At 66.4% G+C, this 21,076-nt stretch carries 20 protein-coding genes and 1 pseudogene; 9 read left to right on the top strand and 12 right to left on the bottom strand.

Features of this window, described 5'->3' with window-relative positions; translation table 11 throughout:
- Nucleotides 1–47: 47 nt before the first annotated feature.
- From AC1DQ3_RS19515 to AC1DQ3_RS19505, 3 genes and pseudogenes are all read right to left on the bottom strand, one after another.
- Nucleotides 48–1,370 (bottom strand): ABC transporter substrate-binding protein, encoded by a 1,323-nt coding sequence (locus tag AC1DQ3_RS19515; RefSeq protein ID WP_477121798.1) that lies wholly within the window; start codon nucleotides 1,368–1,370, stop codon nucleotides 48–50.
- A complete protein-coding gene (locus tag AC1DQ3_RS19510) occupies nucleotides 1,367–2,539 on the bottom strand; it encodes an ABC transporter ATP-binding protein (RefSeq protein WP_477121797.1) in 1,173 nt (390 codons plus the stop codon). The genes AC1DQ3_RS19515 and AC1DQ3_RS19510 overlap by 4 nt, the downstream gene beginning before the upstream one ends.
- Before the next feature lie 85 nt (nucleotides 2,540–2,624).
- Nucleotides 2,625–2,762 (bottom strand): annotated as a pseudogene (locus AC1DQ3_RS19505) (dihydroxy-acid dehydratase); the annotation flags it as partial.
- Between the two features lie 411 nt (nucleotides 2,763–3,173).
- Here AC1DQ3_RS19505 and ettA point away from each other — a divergent pair.
- Entirely contained in the window at nucleotides 3,174–4,841 is a 1,668-nt protein-coding gene (gene ettA / locus AC1DQ3_RS19500; protein WP_477121796.1) for an energy-dependent translational throttle protein EttA, read from the top strand.
- 48 nt (nucleotides 4,842–4,889) lie between these two features.
- On the opposite strand, the gene AC1DQ3_RS19495 is transcribed toward ettA, so the two are convergent.
- Nucleotides 4,890–6,053: a metallophosphoesterase gene (locus AC1DQ3_RS19495; RefSeq protein WP_477121795.1), complete on the bottom strand. Its 1,164-nt coding sequence runs from the start codon at nucleotides 6,051–6,053 to the stop codon at nucleotides 4,890–4,892.
- A gap of 227 nt (nucleotides 6,054–6,280) precedes the next feature.
- Nucleotides 6,281–7,207: a LysR family transcriptional regulator gene (locus AC1DQ3_RS19490; RefSeq protein ID WP_477121794.1), complete on the bottom strand. Its 927-nt coding sequence runs from the start codon at nucleotides 7,205–7,207 to the stop codon at nucleotides 6,281–6,283.
- 171 nt (nucleotides 7,208–7,378) lie between these two features.
- Here AC1DQ3_RS19490 and AC1DQ3_RS19485 point away from each other — a divergent pair, with 171 nt between their 5' ends.
- The 5 genes from AC1DQ3_RS19485 to AC1DQ3_RS19465 all read left to right on the top strand — a co-directional run bounded on the left by AC1DQ3_RS19485 (nucleotide 7,379) and on the right by AC1DQ3_RS19465 (nucleotide 12,496).
- A complete protein-coding gene (locus AC1DQ3_RS19485; protein ID WP_477121793.1) occupies nucleotides 7,379–7,516 on the top strand; it encodes a hypothetical protein in 138 nt (45 codons plus the stop codon).
- A complete protein-coding gene (locus AC1DQ3_RS19480) occupies nucleotides 7,516–9,021 on the top strand; it encodes an acyl-CoA synthetase (RefSeq protein ID WP_477121792.1) in 1,506 nt (501 codons plus the stop codon). The genes AC1DQ3_RS19485 and AC1DQ3_RS19480 overlap by 1 nt, the downstream gene beginning before the upstream one ends.
- Nucleotides 9,022–9,092: 71 nt before the next feature.
- Nucleotides 9,093–10,073, top strand: coding sequence for a Bug family tripartite tricarboxylate transporter substrate binding protein (locus tag AC1DQ3_RS19475; protein WP_477121791.1), 981 nt, complete (start codon nucleotides 9,093–9,095; stop codon nucleotides 10,071–10,073).
- A gap of 135 nt (nucleotides 10,074–10,208) precedes the next feature.
- A complete protein-coding gene (locus AC1DQ3_RS19470; RefSeq protein ID WP_477121790.1) occupies nucleotides 10,209–11,696 on the top strand; it encodes a chloride channel protein in 1,488 nt (495 codons plus the stop codon).
- A 131-nt stretch (nucleotides 11,697–11,827) separates the two neighbouring features.
- Nucleotides 11,828–12,496, top strand: a complete 669-nt coding sequence (locus tag AC1DQ3_RS19465; protein ID WP_477121789.1) for a hypothetical protein — start codon at nucleotides 11,828–11,830, stop codon at nucleotides 12,494–12,496.
- 113 nt (nucleotides 12,497–12,609) lie between these two features.
- On the opposite strand, the gene dapB is transcribed toward AC1DQ3_RS19465, so the two are convergent.
- Nucleotides 12,610–13,419 (bottom strand): 4-hydroxy-tetrahydrodipicolinate reductase, encoded by an 810-nt coding sequence (gene dapB / locus AC1DQ3_RS19460; protein ID WP_477121788.1) that lies wholly within the window; start codon nucleotides 13,417–13,419, stop codon nucleotides 12,610–12,612.
- 70 nt (nucleotides 13,420–13,489) lie between these two features.
- The gene (locus AC1DQ3_RS19455) at nucleotides 13,490–13,951 is read right to left on the bottom strand and encodes an Lrp/AsnC family transcriptional regulator (RefSeq protein WP_477121787.1); all 462 of its coding nucleotides are present in this window, start codon (nucleotides 13,949–13,951) and stop codon (nucleotides 13,490–13,492) included.
- 203 nt (nucleotides 13,952–14,154) lie between these two features.
- On the opposite strand from AC1DQ3_RS19455, the gene AC1DQ3_RS19450 reads away from it, so the two are divergent.
- The 3 genes from AC1DQ3_RS19450 (at nucleotide 14,155) to AC1DQ3_RS19440 (ending at nucleotide 17,281) form a co-directional block, all read left to right on the top strand.
- Complete coding sequence (locus tag AC1DQ3_RS19450; RefSeq protein ID WP_477121786.1) at nucleotides 14,155–15,396, top strand: saccharopine dehydrogenase family protein; 1,242 nt, start codon at nucleotides 14,155–14,157, stop codon at nucleotides 15,394–15,396.
- Entirely contained in the window at nucleotides 15,393–16,913 is a 1,521-nt protein-coding gene (amaB, locus tag AC1DQ3_RS19445; protein WP_477121785.1) for an L-piperidine-6-carboxylate dehydrogenase, read from the top strand. The genes AC1DQ3_RS19450 and amaB overlap by 4 nt, the downstream gene beginning before the upstream one ends.
- A 143-nt stretch (nucleotides 16,914–17,056) precedes the next feature.
- A complete protein-coding gene (locus AC1DQ3_RS19440; RefSeq protein WP_477121784.1) occupies nucleotides 17,057–17,281 on the top strand; it encodes a hypothetical protein in 225 nt (74 codons plus the stop codon).
- Between the two features lie 15 nt (nucleotides 17,282–17,296).
- Here AC1DQ3_RS19440 and AC1DQ3_RS19435 read toward each other — a convergent pair whose 3' ends face one another.
- The 5 genes from AC1DQ3_RS19435 to prfA all read right to left on the bottom strand — a co-directional run bounded on the left by AC1DQ3_RS19435 (nucleotide 17,297) and on the right by prfA (nucleotide 21,047).
- The gene (locus tag AC1DQ3_RS19435) at nucleotides 17,297–17,896 is read right to left on the bottom strand and encodes a UbiX family flavin prenyltransferase (RefSeq protein ID WP_477121783.1); all 600 of its coding nucleotides are present in this window, start codon (nucleotides 17,894–17,896) and stop codon (nucleotides 17,297–17,299) included.
- A 7-nt stretch (nucleotides 17,897–17,903) separates the two neighbouring features.
- Nucleotides 17,904–18,215, bottom strand: a complete 312-nt coding sequence (gene grxD / locus AC1DQ3_RS19430; RefSeq protein ID WP_477121782.1) for a Grx4 family monothiol glutaredoxin — start codon at nucleotides 18,213–18,215, stop codon at nucleotides 17,904–17,906.
- 119 nt (nucleotides 18,216–18,334) lie between these two features.
- Nucleotides 18,335–19,249 carry a peptide chain release factor N(5)-glutamine methyltransferase gene (prmC, locus tag AC1DQ3_RS19425; protein WP_477121781.1) on the bottom strand — a complete coding sequence of 305 codons (915 nt, stop codon included), beginning with the start codon at nucleotides 19,247–19,249 and terminating at the stop codon, nucleotides 18,335–18,337.
- 160 nt (nucleotides 19,250–19,409) lie between these two features.
- Complete coding sequence (locus tag AC1DQ3_RS19420) at nucleotides 19,410–19,730, bottom strand: hypothetical protein (RefSeq protein WP_477121780.1); 321 nt, start codon at nucleotides 19,728–19,730, stop codon at nucleotides 19,410–19,412.
- A gap of 234 nt (nucleotides 19,731–19,964) precedes the next feature.
- Nucleotides 19,965–21,047 carry a peptide chain release factor 1 gene (gene prfA / locus AC1DQ3_RS19415; RefSeq protein WP_477121779.1) on the bottom strand — a complete coding sequence of 361 codons (1,083 nt, stop codon included), beginning with the start codon at nucleotides 21,045–21,047 and terminating at the stop codon, nucleotides 19,965–19,967.
- Nucleotides 21,048–21,076: the final 29 nt, after the last annotated feature.

Raw genomic sequence — 21,076 nt, 5'->3', positions numbered from 1 at the left:
GGGGAGCAAGCCATCTGTAGAGCCATCGGCGGCAGACTCCGGTGGCCTTAGGCCTTGTAATACCGCTGCGCACGCTCTGCCGCGCGTGCCGCCGCCTCCTTGGGCGTCTTGGCGCCGCTGGCCGCTTCGGCCACCATGTCGACCACGATGTAGTCGGCCATGGCCGCGGCCGAGGCCGTGCCCAGCGGCCCGGCGTGGCCGTTGTCGAGCATCAGCGCGGCGGCGTCGCGGTAGACCGTGTGCTTGGGGTCGGCCGTCCAGATCGGGTTGGCCTCGTAGCTCTTGAGCGGCTGGCTGACATAGCCGATGGCGGCTTCCATCCACGGGTTGTACTGCTCCGGCTCCATCATGAACTGCAAGTAGGCCTTGGCCGCGTTCGGATACTTGGAATACCTGAACAGCATCATCTGCGTGATCTGCATCAGTTCGGTGGGCTTGCCGGACGTGCCGATTGGAAAATGCGCGTGCTGGATGTCGCGCGCCATTTCCAGCATCCTGGGTTCCTTCGAATTCTTGGCCGCGTAGTAGATCGAGATGCCGTTGGCGGTCAGGCTGATCTGCCCGTCCAGGAAGGCCTTGTTGTTCGACGGGTCCTGCCATGACAGCGTGCCGGGCACGAAGGTGGCATAGAGCTGCCTGGCATACTCGAGCGCGGCCCAGGTCTCGGGCGAGTTGACCACGACCTTGCCTTTGGTATCGACCAGCATGCCGCCATGCGACCACAGCAGCCAGTGCGCCCAGTTGTTGCCGTCGCCGACTGCCTTGCCTAGCGCGAAGCCGCAGGGCGTGTTCCTGGCTTTCAGGCCCTGGCACAACTTGAGGAAGCCGGGGAGATCCTTGGGAATGGTGTCAAAGCCCGCGGCCTTGACATGGCTCTCGCGATAGACCAGCGCGTTGCCGACCACGCCCAGCGGCAGGCCGATCCACTTGCCGTTGCGCGTGCCGTACTTGCGGCAGACGTCGTACCAGCCGCCGTACCTGCCACCAAGGTAGTTGGCGAGGTCGGTGAGGTCGACGAGCTTGTCGGGGTATTGCTGGGGATCGTCGAACCATCCGAGGATGATGTCCGGCCCGCTGCCGACGCTGGCCGCCACTGCGGCCTTGGGCCGCACGTCTTCCCAGCCTTCGTTGTCGACGCGCACCTCGATGCCGGTCAGCTCCGTGAACTTCTTCGTGTTCGCATTCCACAGGTCTTCGTCCCCCTGCACGAAACGCTTCCACCGCAGCACGCGCAGCTTGGCGCCCGCTTCGGGCTTGTATAGCAGCGGTGCCGGGGCGGCGAAGGCATGGCTGCCCAGCGCCGTGGTGGCGGCGACGGCAGCCGTGGATACCAGGAAATCGCGTCTCGTGAAGCTGGTCGGTGCGCTCATCGTTTTGTCTCCTCCGTGGTCAGGGGTTCTGCCCCGTGCTGGTCATGCCTGTGTCCCGGATTGCCCTGCGCACCCGACGTGCGATGCCGCAGCAGCGACTGGCCCGAATCGGCATCGAACAGGTGGGTGTGCTGGTGGTCGGGCACCAGGTTCAGGATGTCGCCCGCTGCGAAATCATGGCGCTCGCGGAAGATCGAGATGAAGTCCGTCTCGCAGAAGCGGGAATAGATCTCGGTGTTGGCGCCGGTGGGCTCCACCACCGACACGCGGTTGCGCAGGCCCTGGCCCGGCGCGCCCAGGCTCAGGTGCTCGGGCCGCACGCCATAGATCACGCGCTGGCCTTCCACTTCGGCGCTGGCGTCGAAGCGCGCGGGGGTGGGCAGGCACGTGCCATCGGGGAACTCGACCACGGTCGCGCCGCCCTGGCGGCGCAGCACGCCGGGCATGAAGTTCATCGCCGGCGAGCCGATGAAGCCGGCCACGAAGTGATTGTCGGGATGATCGTACAGTTCAAGCGGCTTGCCACGTTGCTCCACGCGGCCGTCGCGCATCACCACGATCTGGTCGCCCATGGTCATGGCTTCGATCTGGTCATGCGTGACGTAGACCGAGGTGGTGCGCAGGCGCTGGTGCAGCTCCTTGATCTCCGCGCGCATCTGCACGCGCAGCTTGGCGTCCAGGTTGGAGAGCGGCTCGTCGAACAGGAACACCTGCGGATCCCGCACGATGGCGCGGCCCATCGCCACCCGCTGGCGCTGCCCGCCCGAGAGCTGGCGCGGGTAACGGTCCAGCAGACTGCCCAGGCCGAGAATGGCGGAGGCCTTGTCCACCTTCTTCCTGATCTCGTCCTTGTCGCCCTTGGCGAGCTTGAGCGAGAAGGCCATGTTGTCATAGACCGTCATATGCGGGTAAAGCGCATAGTTCTGGAACACCATGGCGATGTCGCGCTCCTTGGGCGGCAGACGATTGACCACCCGGCCGCCGATGGCGATCTCGCCGGTGGTGATTTCCTCCAGCCCGGCAATCATGCGCAGCAGCGTGGATTTGCCGCAGCCGGACGGGCCGACCAGCACGGTGAACTGGCCATCGGCGATGTCGATGTCCACGCCGCGGATGACCTGCGTACTGCCAAAGTACTTCTGGACGCCGCGAATCTGTACCGATGCCATGCCAGGTGTCTCCCTGTCTGCCGTGTCCGGGTCATGCCCGGTTCATTGCGTTGGGTGCGTCAGCGTGCGGGATTCAGTGGTTGTGCTCGTGCGAGGTGTTGCAGATGCCGATGACCGGGCGGCCGTCGAACTGGTCGTGGGGGATGCCACGGCTTTTCAGCCACGAGCGGTAGATGAAGCCATCGCGACCGAGCCGGCCGAACCAGGCCTGGATGCGGCGCAGAGGGGTGCAGGGCGAATCTGTGGACTTGGCGGCGTATCGGCCTTTCGTCGTTCACTCGGGTCTCCTGCGTTCCGCGGGGGCCGCGTAACGACGTCCAGGGTTTCGCGCCACGTATGCTGATGCCCGCTCGATTGTGCGATGCAGATCCGGATGCCTGCGACCGCCACTGCCTTGCCGCGCACATGCCGAGTGAGCGGAGTCTAGTTCAGTCTTTCCGGCAGGTAAATCGGTATTACCGATTAAGGGTCTCTACCGCTTTCGACGTGCCGTCGCCGAAGCCATCGCCGATGTTGCAGTGCGTTCGCATCCCGCCTGGAGATCGACCCGCGCGGGGGAAAAGCGTCCTGAAGGGCCGCGGCAGGACCGGCTTTGCTACACTTGCCCGATTCCCCCCATTTCACCCGGATCCGCATGGCACAGTACGTTTTCACCATGAACCGCGTGGGCAAGATCGTCCCGCCCAAGCGTCACATTCTCAAGAACATTTCGCTGTCCTTCTTCCCGGGCGCCAAGATCGGCGTGCTGGGCCTGAACGGCTCGGGCAAATCGACCGTGCTCAAGATCATGGCGGGCATCGACAAGGAAATCGAGGGCGAAGCCACGCCCATGCCTAACCTGAACATCGGTTACCTGCCGCAGGAGCCGCAGCTCGACCCCGAGCAGACCGTGCGCGAGTCGGTGGAGGCGGCGCTGGGCGGCGTGTTCGAGGCACGCCAGAAGCTCGAAGAGATCTATGCGGCCTATGCCGAGCCGGATGCGGATTTCGACGCGCTGGCGGCGGACCAGGCCAAGTACGAGGCTATTCTCGCGGCCAGCGACGGCAACAACGCCGAGCTGCAGCTGGAAATCGCGGCCGACGCGCTGCGCCTGCCGCCGTGGGAAGCCAAGGTGGGCAACCTGTCCGGCGGCGAGAAGCGCCGCGTGGCGCTGTGCCGCCTGCTTCTGTCGCGCCCCGACATGCTGCTGCTCGATGAACCGACCAACCACCTGGATGCGGAATCGGTGGAGTGGCTGGAGCAGTTCCTCACGCGCTTTCCCGGCACCGTGGTGGCAGTGACCCACGATCGCTACTTCCTCGACAACGCGGCCGAATGGATCCTGGAACTGGACCGTGGCCAAGGCATTCCCTGGAAGGGCAACTACAGTTCCTGGCTGGACCAGAAGGAAGCCCGCCTGAAGCAGGAAGAGTCGAGCGAGTCGGCCCGACAGAAGGCGCTGCACAAGGAACTGGAATGGGTGCGGCAGAACCCCAAGGGGCGCCAGGCCAAGTCCAAGGCGCGTCTGGCGCGCTTTGACGAACTGAACAGCCAGGAATACCAGAAGCGCAACGAAACCCAGGAAATCTTCATCCCCGCAGGTGAGCGCCTGGGCAACGAGGTGATCGAGTTCAACGGCGTGAGCAAGGCCTACGGCGACCGCCTGCTGATCGACGACCTCAGCTTCAAGGTGCCGCCCGGCGCCATCGTCGGCATTATCGGCCCGAACGGCGCCGGCAAGTCGACCTTCTTCCGCATGCTCACGGGCAAGGAGCAGCCGGACAGCGGCGAGATCAAGATTGGGCCGACCGTGAAGATGGCCTACGTGGACCAGAGCCGCGATGCGCTCGACGGCGACAAGACCGTGTTCGAGGAGATCTCCGGCGGCGCCGACGTGCTGACCGTGGGCCGCTATGAAACGCCGTCGCGTGCTTATATCGGCCGCTTCAACTTCAAGGGCTCGGACCAGCAGAAGCACGTGGGCACGCTCTCGGGCGGCGAGCGCGGGCGCCTGCACCTGGCCAAGACGCTGATCGCCGGCGGCAATGTGCTGCTGCTCGATGAACCGTCAAACGACCTCGACGTGGAAACGCTGCGCGCGCTGGAAGACGCGCTGCTGGAGTTCGCGGGTTGCGTGATGGTGATCTCGCACGATCGCTGGTTCCTGGACCGGATCGCTACCCACATCCTGGCCTTCGAGGGCGAGTCGCACGTGGAGTTCTTCCCGGGCAACTACCAGGAATACGAGGCCGACAAGAAGCGCCGCCTCGGTGAGGAGGGCGCCAAGCCCAAGCGTATCCGCTACAAGCCTATCGCGCGTTAAGCACGGCCCCGCTCGCGCGGGGCCCTTTGCTTTGTGCGTGTCCGCGAGTTACGCCACATCCGCGTTGAGCGGCGGCGGCGGCTTGCGCACCAGCTTCAGCCTGGTAATCTCCGACGGCGCCCCAATGCGCTTGGGTGGCCCCCAATAGCCGGTGCCCCTGCTCACATACACCCACATCGCCTCATGCCGGTTCAGCCCGGCGGTATAGGGCTGCTGCATCGGCACGAACAAATTCCACGGCCAGAACTGGCCACCGTGCGTATGCCCGGAGAGCTGCAGGTCGAAGCCGGCTGTCGAAGCGGCGGGCGCGGTGCGCGGCTGGTGCGCCAGCAGCACGCGTGCGGCGACGACGGATGGCGCGCCGTCCAGCGCGCGCGCCGGGTCGCTGCGGTGGCTTTCGTCAAAGCGGTGGGCGGAATAATCGGTCACCCCGGCCAGCACCAGCGCTTCCTCGTCCTCTCCGATCACCACATGCTCGTTCATCAGCACGCGCAGCCCCAGCCTGCGCAGTTCGACGATCCACGGTTCGGCGCCGGCGTAGTACTCGTGGTTGCCGGTGACGAAGAAGGTGCCATGGCGTGCCTTCAGGTCGCCCAGCGGGGCGGTGTGCGACGCCAGTTCGCGTACCGTTCCGTCGACCAGGTCGCCGGTGATGGCGATGGCGTCCGGCTTCAGCCCGTTGACGCGGGCGACGATGCGTTCCAGATAGGCGCGCTTGATGGTCGGGCCAACGTGGATATCGCTGATCTGCACGATGGTGAATTCGTGCAGCGAGTCGGGCAGTCCAACGATCGGCACTTCCACCTCGACCACCTGCGCCAGGCGCCGCGCGTTGAACAGCCCTAGCGCGGTGACCACCAGCGCGAGCACCGGCACCGCCGCCGCGGTGCGGGGTAGCAGCCAGGCCGGCTGCCAGCCCGCGACGGCGCTCACCAGCAGCACAACGTCGCGCGCCAGCGTCAGCACCAGCAGCGAGGAGAAGAAACCCATCGCCAGCATGCCTACCCAGGTGAGCGCGTCGCACCACGGCTGGTCCAGGCGCCGCGCCAGCAAGCCGGCGGGAATCAGTGGCCAGGACAGCGCCAGCCACGCCACGGCAAGCGCCTTGACGACGAACGGTACCGGCAACCCGGGCAGCAGGCGCAGGCCGATGTAGCCGTGCAGCAGCCCGACCACAATGGCCGCGACGAAAACGGTGGTGCGAGGGGGCATGCCACCTCCAGGAGAGCGAACGCCCGGAACATCCCGGCGTCCAGTTTTGTTTTAGTTCATTCCGGCGCCATGACGCAGGCAGAACCGCAGATGAAAAGCAGGCATTCCGTCACGCTTGCGCGTGCAGGTCGGGTCGGCATCGCTTTTGCCGCACCTTGCATGACGTAGGTAGTTGAGGCTGCTGGCCGGCACATTCAAGAGTCAGTTACGGTTTTGGCCGCGGCGGATTAGCCAGGCATGCCGCCGCCCTGGCCGCTGAACACATCCAGCGCCGGAATCCGCTCGCGCAGGAAGTCGATCAGCGCGCGCGTGGCCATCGACGGATGCAGGTTGGGCGTGGTGATGATGTAGAGCCGGCTGCCCAGTCCCTCGGGCTTCCAGTCTGGCAAAACCGGTTCCAGCCGGCCCTCGCGCACATCCTCCCAGCCGGCGTACACCGGCAGCAGTCCCACGCCTTGGCCGTCGCGCACCGCGCGTATCAGGAAGGGGAAATGCTCGCACTGCAGGTGCGGGATCAGCTCCACCTGCTCGCGCTGATCGCCGCGGTCGAGCGTGAGGACGAAGCGCCGCGCGGGGTAGGGCGGGCAGAGGAACTGGCAGCGCGCCAGGTCGGCCGGGCTTTGCAGCGGCCCGCTGCGCGCCAGGTAGGCGGGCGACGCGCAAAGCTGCCAGTCGATGGCGCAGATGTCGCGTGCCACGTAGTCCAGCGACGGCTGGGAGGTGATCTTGAGCGCCACGTCGATCTCGGCGGCGATCAGGTCCACCACGCGGTTGGCAAAGAACACGCGCAGCGAGATACCGGGATGCTGCCCGGTGAATGCGAGTAGCAGCGGCGCAAGGATGGTGTCACCCAGCCCGGTCGGCACGCTCACGCGCACGTGGCCGCGTAGCGTGGTGCCCAGGCTATCGATCTCGGCCTGGGCCGAGGCCACTTCCTGGAGGATGCGCAGGCCATGCTGGTACAGCGCGTGCCCCGGCTCGGTCAGCTCCAGCCGGCGCGTGGTACGGCGCAGCAACTGCGCGCCGGCCTGGTGCTCCAGTTCGCGCAACTGGCGGCTGACCTGCGAGCGCGTGACGCCGCGCCGCCGTCCCGCCTCGGACAGGTTGCCGGCCTCGACGATGTCGACGAAAGCCTGGATCAGGTTCAGGTCCATCCGGGATTCTCTGGAGTATTGTCGCGTATCGCTCAACATTGTGAGTCTCTCCAGGGGAATTGTCGATGCCCGATGCCGAGGCTACAGTGAGCGTTCCCTGCCGGAGCGCCACGAGCGGGGCCAGACGGGTGCAACGACGCCTGGCGACGACGACAACAAGAAGGAGACACCATGTTCAAGAACGATCTTTTGGCTGGCCAGCACGTGCTGAGCACCGGCGGTGGTACCTGGCTGGGTCTGATCATGGCCACGCACACGGTGAATGCCCCAACCTTTACCTTTACGCCTACCAAAGCTGGAGACAACTGATGGCCGCCGACCTCTGGTTCGAAGATACCCACCGCACCGGCGCCGAGCTGAGCGAGCGCGGCACGCGCCTGGCTGGCGGGCTGCGCGCACTCGGCCTCGAGGAAGGCGACGTGGTGGCGGTGCTGCTGCGCAACGACCCGGTCTTTGCCGACATCGTGCATGCCTGCCGTACCGTCGGCATGTACTACTGCCCGATCAACTGGCACTTCACCGTGGAAGAAATCCGCTTCCTGATGACCGACAGCGGTGCCCGCGCACTGATCGTCCACGCCGACCTGCTGGACGGCGTGCGCGCCGCCGTGCCGGAGGGCGTGCAGGTGATTGCAGTGGCGGTGCCGGGCAAGGACAGCCCCGCCGGTGTCAACGATTACGAAAGCTGGCTCGCCGGCCAGCAGCCCTACGACGGCCCGCGCGTGGCGCCGCGCGGCCATATGGCCTACACCTCCGGCACCACCGGCCGCCCCAAGGGCGTACTGCGCGCTCCGCTGCCGCTGGCCACGCTTGAGGAGCAACTCGGGTGCATGCGCTCGGTGGTGGCGCAGACCATGGGTATCGTGGAGGGCAGCCGCGCGCTGATGGCCGCGCCGCTGTATCACAGCGCGCCGGGCGTGTTCATCCAGAACGCGCTGCAACTCGGCGAGCGCCTGGTGCTGTGCGCGCGCTTCGAACCGGAGCAGGTGCTGGCGCTGGTGGAGAAGCACCGCATCGACGTGCTCTACCTGGTGCCCATCATGTATGTGCGCATGCTCAAGGTGCCGCCCGAGGTGCGCGCGCGCTATGACATTTCCTCGCTGCGCTTCGTCGCCTCGACCGGCGCGCCGTGCGCGCCCGAGGTCAAGCGCGCCATGCTCGACTGGTTCGGCCCGGTGATCCACGAAACCTATGCGTCGAGCGAAGCCGGCATGATCACCGTGGCCACGCCCGACGACGCCGTGGCCAAGCCCGGCACCGCCGGCCGCGCGGTGGACCAGGGCGAAGTCCGGATCCTCGACGAGCAGGGCGTCCCCTGCGCGCCCGGCGAGATCGGCCTGGTCTACGTGCGCCAGCCGGCCTACCCCGACTTCACCTACCGCAACAACGAAGAAGCCCGCCGCGCCATCGACCGCGACGGCCTGGTAAGCCTGGGCGACATGGGCTACCTCGACGGGGACGGCTACCTCTTTATCTGTGACCGCGCCTCCGACATGGTGATCTCCGGCGGCGTGAACATCTACCCGGCCGAGATCGAGCACGAACTGGTGCGCTATCCCGGCGTGGCCGACTGCGTAGTCTTCGGCGTGCCCGACGACGAATATGGCGAACGCCTGCTGGCCATGGTGCAGCCGGTGTCGGGCGCCAGGCTGGAGGAGGGCGCGATCATCGAATGGCTGCGCCAGCACCTGTCAGGCTACAAGGTGCCGCGCACCATCGTGGTGGAGGCGCAACTGCCGCGCGACGATACCGGCAAGCTGGCCAAGCGCCGCCTGCGCGACAAGTACTGGGAAGGGCGCACGCGGCGCGTGTGATGCGCCTGGCGACAAGGTCCAAGGTCCGTGGCACCGTAGCACCAAACCAACAAGCAAATAGAGGAGACGATATGCAACGCTGGATATCCGGATGGCGCGCCTTGCTCGGCGCGGGCGCACTCGCCTGCGCGCAGTTCGCCGTGGCCGCCGCCTACCCCGAGCGGCCGGTCAAGCTGGTCGTGCCCTACGCGCCGGGCGGCTCCGCCGACCAGCTCGCCCGCGCGCTGGCCGATGGCATGGGCCGTGAGCTCAAGCAGCCGGTGGTGGTGGAAAACCGCCCCGGCGCCAACACCATGATCGCCGCCACCGGCGTGGCGCGTGCCACCGCCGACGGCTACACCGTGTTGCTGGCCAGCAACGCCAGCATGGTGCTCAACCCGATGCTCTACAAGAAGGTCAGCTACGACGCCAAGCGTGATTTCAAGGCCATCGCCATCGCCGCCGAAATCCCGCTGGTGGTGGTCACCAACACCCAGGTGCCGGCCGCCAACGTGCGCGAGTTCGCCGGCTATGCCAAGGCCAACGCCGGCAAGCTGAACTATGCGTCGGTCGGGCTCGGCAACCCGCTGCAGCTGGCCACCGAGATGCTCAAGAGCGAACTTGGCATCAACCTCACCCACGTGCCCTACAACGGCAGCGCGCCGGCGCTGGCGGCGCTGCTGGGCAACGACGTGCAGTTGATGATCGACGTGGTCAGCACCTCGCTGCCGCATATCAAGGCTGGCAAGCTCAAGGCGTTGGCGGTGACCAGCACGGAACGCCTGGAAGTGCTGCCCGATGTGCCCACCGTGGCGGAGAGCGGGCATCCCAACTATCAGGCTGCCACCTGGTTCGGCCTGGCGGTGCCGGCGCAGACGCCACCCGAAGCCATCGCGCGCCTGCAGGCGGCCGCAGCCAAGGCCACCCGCGATCCGCAGTTCCGCCAGGTCTTCGCGGCGCTCGGGCTGGTGATTCAGCGGCCGCGCGACAGCGCCGAGGTCCAGCGCTATGTGGAGGCCGACCGTGCCAGGTGGGCCGGTGTGATCCAGGCCAATCATATTTCGCTGGACTGACGCGGCAAGGTGCGCTTGGGAGCAGGGCGCGCCGGCAAGAGACCTGCAGCGGCGATGGGCGTATAGTTCTGCCACGCCATGATGTGTCCACCTGCGGGCGGGTCACGGTGTTTTTTTGCCCATGCCGGCCGCTCCATGAACGATTCCGAGCCAAATTCCCAACGCGATCCCCAGCGCGATCCCCAGCGCGATCCCGACGACAATCCCCTGCGCGACGCCAGCGTCGAATCCGATCGCCTGCATGCCCTGCGCCGCCGCGCCCGTCTTGCCGCCGACCGTAAATCGCGCCAGATATGGCGCATCTCCCGGACGACCCTGCGCTACGCCGTCTTTATGTGCGGCGCTGGCTGCGTGGCGGTGTTCTCGCTGATCTTCGCGTGGATTGCCGAAGTGGCGTTGCGCTGGAACGACAGGCTGACCTCCGCCACGCCATGGCTGGCCTTCGTGCTGCTGCCGTTCGGGCTGGCTGCGCTGCGCTGGCTCACCATCCGGCTGGCACCGCAGGCGCGCGGCAGCGGCATCCCGCAGGTGATCGCAGCAGTCACGCTGCCGCCCTCGGGGCCGCCGCAGAACGTGCTGGTGTCGTTCCGCCAGTCGATGTGGAAAGTGCTGCTGACCACCGGCGGCCTGCTGGCCGGCGCCTCGATCGGACGCGAGGGTCCTTCCGTGCAGGTGGGCGCCGCCGCCATGCTGGCCTGGGGCCGCTGGTGCCACGAGCGCCTGCAGTTCCGCATCGGCTTTCACCCCAATGCCCTGATTGCCGCCGGCGCCGCCGGGGGCCTGGCAGCGGCCTTCAATACGCCGCTGGCCGGCGTGGTGTTTGCCATCGAGGAACTCGGCCGCGGCACTGCCGTGCGCTGGGACCGGCTGGTGCTATCGGGCGTGCTGACTGCTGGTTTCCTGTCGCTGGCGGTCCTGGGCAACAATCCGTATTTCACCGTCAAGACGCCGATCCTTGCGCTGCATGATGCCTGGGGGCCGGTGCTGCTGTGCGCGCTGATCAACGGCGTGCTCGGCGGCATGTTCGCCAAGCTGCTGATCGGCGGCGTGCCGGCGCTGCTGCCGGCGCGCTTGCACGGCTGGCCGGCGGAGCATCCGGTGCTGGTGGCATTCCTGTGCGGCCTGGTGGCCGCGGTGATCGGCTGGTCCACCGGCGGCGCCACCTTCGGTACCGGCTACGGGCAGGCCGCCGGGCTGATCAACGGCGAGCCGCACAGCACGCTGTGGTTCGGCATCGCCAAGCTGGTGGCTACCGTGGTGTCGTATTTCGCGGGCATTCCCGGCGGGATCTTTACCCCCTCGCTGGCGATCGGCTCCGGTATCGGCGCCAATGTGGCGCAGTTTGTCGGCCACGCCTTCGGCGGCATGACCGAGCCGCGCGTGCTGGCGCTGGTGTCGATGGCGGCCTTTCTGGCCGCCGCCACCCAGGCACCCATTACGGCCAGCGTGATCGTGATGGAGATGACGCGCTCGCAGGATCTCACCCTCTTCCTGCTGGCGGCTTCGCTGCTCGCTTCCTTTCTGGCGCGCCAGTTCTGCCCCCACCCCTTCTATCACCATGTCGCGCATGCCTTCCGGCGCGAAGCGCTGACCGTCACGCGAAAAGTGACTCATGCCACATAGGATGGGTTAGTCCGTCGCATTAACGTCGCATCAACCCCCCGGCGAAGTGCCTGCCTTGCCACCTTGTGGCTGGCGGCAGGAACCACGCGCGCAGGGGGCACTCCAATCCGGAGTTTTCCTCAGGAGTCTGGATGAAATACCCCCTCGCCGGGCTGGCCTTCGCCAGCCTGCTGCTGGTTTCGCCTTGGGCCGGCGCTGCGCCCAAGGATGGCGCCGCCGACCTGCTGGCGCCGATGCTGGACAGCCTGGAGATCGGCAGCCCGCTGCCCGCGCTGCCAGATTGCGCCGACAAGCGCACCCCCGACGGCCGCGACGTGACTGCCCTGTGCGTTGAAGTGCGCGGCGACGGCGTGATGCGCCAGGTCGGCGTGCCACGCGACAAGCGGCCCGCGTTCATGGATGGCCCCCACGTGGTGGCTTTTGTCGACCGTAACGCCCTGGTCGGCCTGATTGTGCCCACCGATGGCATGCGTTCGGAAAAGGCGGCGTTGGAGAGCCTCACCGCACGCTACGGCAAGCCCTTCCGCTCGGAGCAGGTGAGCATGAACGACAAGACCGGGCAGCCCGTCAAGAGCACGCATGCCGGCTGGACGAAGAGGCCGCTGACCGTGGAGCTCTATGCGATTCCGGAAGATCCCAATAACGGCACCATCGAAATGCTTTTGCCCCAGGCCCGCGTGCTGATGGCCGACCAGGACAAGGCCATGGCGCAACAGCTCAACCCCAGTGCCGCCTCGGCCGCGCAGGCGGCGCCGGCGAGCAAGGCGGAGGCCAAGAAAGGGAAGGCAGGGCTCTGGTAGGGATGCGCCAGAGCCGCTTGCAATGACGACGGTGACTCCCTCTCCCCCGGCCTCTCTCCCGCAAGTGCGCAAGTGGGAGAGAGGCCCGAACCGGATTCGTGTTCAGCGCTCCCTCAAAGCCCCTCCATCACCTTGTCCAGCCCGCGCACCAGTCCGGTCACCGTGTGCACCTTGCGGATCGCCAGCAGCGCGCCGGACACATAAGGCTTGGAGCCATCGCCGGCCTCGTGCTTGATATGCAGGCGCTGGCCGTCGGCACCGAAAATCACCTCCACGCCCAACTGGTATCCGGGTAACCGCACGGCATGCACCTGGCTGCCGGACATCGTCGCGCCACGGGTTTCCCTGGGTCCCTTGACCTGGTCGATCGGCACCAGCTGCGCGGCTTCGCGGACCTGTCCCAGGCGGTAAGCGAGCTCGCGCACGGTGCCGGACGGCACATCGACCTTGCCGGCCTTGGCGTAGTCGATGATTTCCCAGTGTTCCAGGTGGCGCGCCGCCATCTCCGCGAACTTCTGCAGCAGCACCACGGTGATGGCGAAGTTGCCGCAAGCCAGCACGCCGCGCCCGGCCTGGCGCGCGGCGGTATCGATCTCGGCGTAGTCCTCGTCGGATAGCCCCGAGGTGCCCACCACCACGTGCGCGCCTTTTGCCAGCGCTTGCAGGATGTTGCGCTTGGCGACGTCCGGCCTGGTGTACTCCACATAGACGTCGCAGGCGCCGTCCGCGAGTTCGTCGATGCTGGCCACGGCCACGCCGGGCGTGCCCTTGTGCGCGGTGAGTTCGGCCAGGGTTTGCCCCGCCGCGCCGCGCGACAGTCCGGCCACCAGCGTCATATCGTCCGCGTGCGCCACGCCGCGCGCCAGTTCGCCGCCGGCCCAGCCGGTCACGCCGCCCACGGCGACTCGAATGCGATTGCTCATCGTCTTGCTCTCCTGATCTGGATGGTTTATCGGGCTGCCTGCCGTGCTGTGCAGCATAAGCCTTTTACGCTCACGCTGCTGACTCTCCCGCAGCCCGGCGCCGGTCGATCTTGCGCGCCAGCACGATCGACGTGGTGGTGTGGTTGACGCCGTCCAGCGCGCCGATTTCATCGAGCAGCTTGTCCAGCCGGGCGTGCGTGTCGCAGCGGATCACCGCCATGTAGTCCACCGGTCCGCTGACCGAGTTGAGTTCCTCGATCTCGGGAAAGCGCTGCAGCGCCCGCACCACGGCGGGCGCGGTCTTGGGCATCACCGACATGCCGCAGAACGCCAGGATGGCATTGTCTTCCATCTCCTTGCCGAGCCGCACGCCGTAGCCGGCGATCACGCCGTCGCGTTCGAGCCGCGCGATACGGGCCACCACGGTGGTGCGGGCAATACCGAGCTTGCGCGCGAGATTGGCGGCGTTATCGCGGGCGTTGGCCTGCAGCAGGGAGAGCAGGTGGCGGTCGGTCTGGTCGAGTTCGGTCATGGGCCTGGCGCAGTTCGCTGGCGGTCTGGGTGGCGGCACAAGATGAAGCGGCCTCGACGATTCGACCGATAGTTTCGTCGAATCGTTCGATTATGAAGCCCTTTCGTCAATCTTGTCCCTTCATTCTGACTATGCCCGCAACCATACTTCAGTCACACACGAACGCCGATCCACGCCGATCAACGATTTCCACGAGGGACATCATGACCTGCACCATGCCAACCGGCCATCTGGACCAGACTGGACAAACCACCCAAGCCGCGGCGCTCGCCGTGCAACCCGCCGTCCCTGCCACGCCCACCCGCGTCGCCAGGCAGACGCCGCTGCGCGTGGTCGTGCTGGGCGCGGGCAAGATCGGCCGCACCATCGCCGTCATGTTGCATGACAGCGGCGACTATCGCGTCACCCTGGTCGACCGTGAGCTCACCCACCTCGAAGGCTTGCCCGAAGGCATCGCCGTGCGCGTCGGCGATCCGGACCAGGCCCAGGATTGCGCCTCGCTGCTCGGCGGCGCCGACGCCGTGCTCAATGCGCTGCCATTCCACGCCGCCGTCGCCGTGGCCACGGTCGCGGCCAGCCTCGGCGTGCACTACTTCGACCTGACCGAAGATGTCGCCGCCACCCACGCCATCCGCCGCCTCGCCGACGGCGCGCGCTCCGTGCTGATGCCGCAGTGCGGGCTGGCCCCGGGTTTTATCGGCGTGGTCGGCAACGACCTCGCCCAGCGCTTCCTGCGTGGCGGCGGCGAACTGCTTGACCTGAAAATGCGGGTTGGCGCGCTACCGCGCTACCCGAGCAACGCGCTCAAATACAACCTGACCTGGAGCACCGAAGGGCTGATCAACGAATACTGCAACCCGTGCGAAGCCATCGTCGACGGCCGCCGCGTGGAAGTGCCGGCGCTGGAAGGGCTGGAGAGTTTCGCGCTGGACGGCATCGAGTACGAAGCCTTTAATACGTCAGGCGGGCTCGGCACCTTGCCCGAGACACTGGCGGGCCGGGCGCGCGACGTGGACTACAAGTCGATCCGTTATCCGGGGCACTGCGCGGTGATGAAGCTGCTGCTCAACGACCTGCGCCTGCGCGAACGCCGCGACTGGATGCGGGAAATCTTCGAGAGCGCGATTCCCGCCACGCAGCAGGATGTGGTGATCGTGTTTGCCAACGCCACCGGCTATGCGGCGGGCGGCAAGGGCGGGCGCGGCGCGCTGACGCAGGCCTCGTTCTCGGTGCGCATCGGCGGCGCCGACACGGCGGCGGGCCACGTCAACGCGATCCAGCTCACCACGGCAGCGGGCATTTGCACCGCGCTGGACCTGGTCGCCAGCGGCGCGCTGCCGCAGGCCGGCTTCGTGCCGCAGGAGGCGATGCCGCTGGACGCTTTCCTGGCCAATCGTTTCGGCCGGCACTACACCCGTCATCCGCTTAATGAGGCAACCGTATGAAAACAAAGGAATTCGCGGCCTGCTGGCAGGCCATCGGCCTGACGGCGCCCTGGCGCAACGGCGAAGGTCCCACCGGCGCGTTGCCGGTGCGCTCGCCCATCGACGGCGAGGCGTTCGGGCACCTGCCCGCGTGCTCGCTGGCCGAGGCCAATGCGCGCATCGAGCGTGCCCGCGCAACGCAGGCAAGCTGGGCCCTGGTGCCCGCGCCGGTGCGCGGCGAAGTCGTGCGGCGCTTCGGCGAAGTGCTGCGCGAACACAAGAAGCAACTCGGGCAACTGGTCTCGCTCGAAGCCGGCAAGATCCTGCAGGAAGGGCTGGGCGAGGTGCAGGAGATGATTGATATCTGCGACTTCGCGGTCGGGCTGTCGCGCCAGTTGCACGGCCTGACCATCGCTTCCGAGCGCCCCCAGCATGCGATGCGCGAGACCTGGCACCCCTATGGCCTGTGCGGCGTGATCTCGGCCTTCAACTTTCCGGTGGCGGTATGGGCCTGGAACGCGGCGCTGGCGCTGGTGTGCGGCAATGGCGTGATCTGGAAACCGTCGGAGAAAGCCCCGCTGAGCGCGCTGGCCATGCAAGGCCTGCTCGACGGCGTGCTGGAGATCGCCGCGCCGCAGCATGTTGGCATTGCCACGGTGCTGCCGGGCGGGCAGGTGCTGGGCCAGCATCTGGTCGAGCATGCCGCCGTGCGGCTGATCAGCGCGACCGGCTCCACGCGCATGGGCCGCGAAGTGGGCATGGCCTGCGCCGAGCGCTTCAAGCGCGCCATCCTGGAGCTCGGCGGCAATAATGCCGCGATCATCGCGCCTTCGGCCGATCTCGAACTGGCCATCCGCGCCATGACCTTTTCCGCCGCCGGCACCGCGGGGCAACGCTGCACTTCGCTGCGCCGCGCCTTTGTGCATGTCGACGTGCTGGAAGCCGTGACTTCGCGGTTGATCCAGGTGTTCGGCCGCCTGCAGGTCGGCGATCCGCTCGCCGAGTCGACGCTGGTCGGCCCGCTGATCGATGGCGCCGCCGGTGCGGCCATGGCACGTGCGCTACTGCGTTGCCACGAGCACGGCAACACCGTGCATGGCGGCGAGCGCGTGCTGGCGGATCGTTTCCCGAATGCGGAGTATGTGCGGCCAGCCCTGGTGCTGACCGATCGGCAGCACGAGACAATGCTCACGGAGACCTTCGCGCCGATTCTCTATGTGATGCCCTATACCACGCTGGAGGAAGCCATCGCGCTGAATAACGCGTCCGAGCATGGCTTGTCGTCTTGCATCTTCACCGAGTCGCTGCGCGAGGCAGAACGCTTCATGTCGGACGCGGGGAGCGATTGCGGGATTGCCAATGTGAATATCGGGACCAGCGGGGCGGAGATCGGCGGGGCGTTTGGCGGGGAGAAGGCGACTGGCGGGGGACGTGAATCCGGGTCGGATGCCTGGAAGGGTTATATGCGCAGGGCTACCAATACGGTGAATTATGGCGATGCGTTGCCGTTGGCGCAGGGAATCAGGTTTGAGGTTTGATGTCGGACAGGGCGGTCGCGCTGCATTTATACCGTCACCCAAACGTTGCGATTCGTAACAAGGGTTACAGCGCGTTGACCCTGTATTACTAACCTGCCCCGTATAACGTTCTTAAGGCTAGACAAAGCCATAAGGACGATGAAATGAAAACGTGGATGATGGGTTTCGTGGTAGCGGGCGCCGCCATGCTGGGCGGCTGCGCGGTGTACCCGGCTTATCCCGGCTATGGCTATGGCGGTGAGGTGGCCGTGGCGCCAGCGCCGGTGTATGCCGCGCCGGCGGTGGTGGTCAGCCCGGGTTACTACGGTGGTTATGGTTACTATGGCTATCACGGCGGGTATGGCCGCCGTTATCGCTATTGGCATTGATCGCCGCCGGCGGCTTCAGGCCTGGCCGTTGAGTCCGGCCCAGCTTGGTGCCAGTGTTTGAGGTACGTCGATCAGGTCGAGCACGCGGCCGACGGTATGGTCGACCAGTTCGGCCACGGTCTGCGGCTTCTGGTAGAAGCCGGGGACCGGGGGAAAGATGATGCCGCCCATCTCGGTGACGGCGGTCATATTGCGCAGGTGCGCAAGGTTCAACGGCGTTTCGCGCACCATCAGCACCAGCTTGCGGCGCTCCTTGAGCGTGACGTCGGCGGCGCGGGTGATGAGATTGTCCGAGAGGCCGTGGGCTACCGCCGCCAGCGTGCGCATGGAGCAGGGCGCGACCACCATGGCGTGGGCCGCGAAGGAACCGCTGGCAATGGTGGCGCCGATATCGCGCACGTTGTGCACGACGTGGGCAAACGCTTCCACCTCGGCCTTGCCGATATCGAGTTCATGCTGCAGGTTCATCACGCCTGCCGGCGAAATCAGCAGGTGGGTCTCGATGCCGGGCGCAGTATGCAGTATCTGCACCAGGCGGACCCCATAGACCGCGCCGGTGGCGCCGGTGATCGCGACGACGATGCGCCGCGGCTTGGCGTCACCCGCTGCGGTCATCGCGCGCTCAGTCCTTGAGCAGCGATTGCAGTTCGCCGTTCTGGTACATCTCCATCATGATGTCCGAGCCGCCGACGAATTCGCCGTTCACGTAGAGCTGCGGAATGGTCGGCCAGCTGGCGTATTCCTTGATGCCCTGGCGGATGCCTTCGTCTTCCAGCACGTTGACCGTGGTCGGCGCGTCGACGCCACAGGCCTTCAGGATCTGGATGGCGCGGCCTGAAAATCCGCACATCGGGAACTGGGCGGTGCCCTTCATGAACAGGACCACCGGGCTGCCCTTGACGATCTGGTCGATCTTTTGCTGCGCGTCACTCATGATGTCTCTTTACGGTTGAATGCGATGCCGGTCGGGCCGGGCGCCGCTATCGGGAAATCGAAGGGCGCATGATCCACGCGCCTGCTAGCAGTTGATTTTACCGGAATCGGCGGCTTGCTTCAGGCGACCGCCACGGGCGCGGGTTGCAGCCGGGCGCCGGTGCAGCGCTCGTGGTCTGCAAGGTCGCGCGCCGTGAAGATTTCCGTCATGCCGGCCGCGGCCAGCAGGTCGCGGGCGGCCTGGCCCTGGTCATAGCCATGTTCCATTAGCAGCCAGCCGCCCGCATGCAGGCGCGCGGCAGCACCGGACACGATGGCGGCCAGGTCGGACAAGCCATCGCCGTGATCGGTCAGCGCGTCGATCGGCTCGAAGCGCAGGTCGCCTTGCACCAGGTGCGGATCGCCGGCGGGGATATAGGGCGGATTGCTGACAATCAGGTCGAAGCGCAAGCCGTCGGGCAGGCCGGCGTACCAGTCGGCGACGAGAAAGCGCACATTGGCGGCGCCCAGCGCGCGTGCGTTATCTTCGGCAACCCGAAGGGCGCCGGGCGATATGTCGGTGGCCCAGACCTCGGCATCCGGCCGCTCGCAAGCGAGGGTGACGGCCAGCGCACCCGAGCCGGTGCCCATGTCGAGCACACTTGGGGCCGCCAGCGGCGCCAGCAGCTTCAACGCCGTTTCGACGGCTATTTCCGTGTCCGGCCGCGGAATGAGTACGTCGGAAGTGACGCGGAAGCGGCGTCCGAAGAATTCGCGTTCTCCCAGCAAGTAGGCCACGGGCTCGCCGGCCAGGCGGCGTCCCAGCAGGGTGGCAATGCCTTCACGCTGGGCCGGGGCCAGCGTTTCGTCATCGCGGGTGATCAGTTGCGTGCGGCTCAGCCCGGTGACGCGGCTCACCAGCAGCCGCGCTTCAAGCGCCGGCAATCCTGCCGCGGCCGCCAACGCCAGTGCTTCGCGCACGGTGGCCGCCTCGGGCATGGCGACTGGGCTGGCGGGGGCGGCTGCGGAGGGCGTGTTGGGCGTGGTGCTGGACATGGGGCGGAAGCAGGGCGAGGCGGACAACCAAAAGCAAAACCCCGTCGGCATGCATCCGGACGGGGTTTGCAGTGTAACGCGCTTGCCCGGACAGCGGGAATTTCGGGCTACCTGCGTAGTCCCGGCACGCCGCGCGTCATTCTGGCATCGCTGGCCGGAATTACTTGTTGACGGTGTCCTTGGCCTTATCGGCGCCTGCGTTGACGGCATCCTTGGCAGCGTCCTTGGCCTTGGCCATGGCGTTGCYGGCGTCTTCCTTGGCCTTGTCGGCTGCGGCCGAGACATCGGAGGCGGCACTGCTAGCGGCGGCCTTGGCGGCATCGGCGGCATGGCCGGCGGCGGCTGCGGCATCGCTGGCGGCGGCCTTGGCGGATTCTGCGGCGTTCTCCATGGCGGCGCCAGAGGTGGCAGGCGCTTCTTCCTTCTTGCCGCAGGCAGCCATGGCGGCAGTGATCATCAACAGCGCGAGCAATTTCTTCATGATTTTCGTCCTTTTGTCCGTTTCGAGTGGCGACACGCCGACCTCTTGATGGTGGCTCAGTCGAAAACGATTATAGACAGCGAAAAATGACACGCTAGTGCTGTTGCAAGCATTTACAACAGATACAAAGGCTTTCGTTCAAATCTCGCGGTTTATGCCTTGTGACTCGATTAATTATCCCCGTGATGGTTGTTTCTTCGCAATAACGTGGTATTGCAGAGCATTCACTCGCTATTAATGCCCGTCGCCAAGTGCCGCCAATTGGTCGGCCTGGTGTTCCGCGGCCAACGCGGACAACAGTTCCTCCAGGTCGCCATCCATGATCATGTCGATCTTGTAGAGCGTCAGGTTGATGCGGTGATCGGTCACCCGCCCCTGCGGGAAGTTGTAGGTGCGGATACGGTCGCTTCTGTCCCCGGTGCCAATCAGGTTGCGCCGGGTGCTGGCTTCCTGCGCCTGGGCCGCGCGCAGTTTCTGGTCCATCAGGCGCGCGGCCAGGACCTTCATGGCCTTGTCCTTGTTGCGGTGCTGGCTGCGATCGTCCTGGCATTCCACCACGATGCCGGTGGGCAGGTGGGTGAGACGTACCGCCGAATCGGTCTTGTTGATGTGCTGGCCGCCGGCGCCCGAAGCGCGGAAGGTATCGATGCGAAGGTCCGAGGGATTGATTTCGACCTCACCCACCTCATCGGCCTCGGGCATCACCGCCACCGTGCAGGCCGAGGTATGGATGCGCCCCTGCGCCTCTGTTGCCGGCACGCGTTGCACGCGATGGCCACCGGATTCGAACTTGAGCCTGGAAAACGCCGCGTCTCCGGCGATCCGGATAATCACTTCCTTGTAGCCGCCCAGGTCCGACGGAGATTCGCTCATGACCTCCACCTGCCAACGCTGGCGCTCGGCGTAGCGCGTGTACATGCGCAGCAGGTTGGCTGCGAACAGCGCGCTTTCCTCGCCGCCCGCGCCTGCGCGGATTTCCAGCAGAAGGTTGCGGTCGTCGTTGGGGTCCTTGGGCAGCAGCAATTTCTGCAGGCTGCCTTCCAGCGTCTCCAGCCGTCCGCGGGCCGCGGTGATCTCGTCGGCGGCGAACTCCTTCATCTCGGGATCGTCAAGCAGCGCCTGCGCGGTGCCCAGGTCTTCCTGGGCCTGGCAGTACTGCGCATATTGCTCGGCCACCGGCGACAGTTCGGCGTGCTCGCGGGTGAGCTTGCGGTACTGGTCGATCTTGGCGGTGGCGTCCTCGCGCGCGAGCAGCGCGTTGACTTCGTCGAGCCGCTCGGCCAGTTGGTCGAGCTTGGTGAGCATGCTGGCTTTCATGAATTTCCGGGGCGCGATGAAGTGGTGGG

The organism is Cupriavidus sp. 01T418 (genome assembly GCF_056398885.1).
This window is presented reverse-complemented; position numbering and strand designations above follow the sequence as displayed.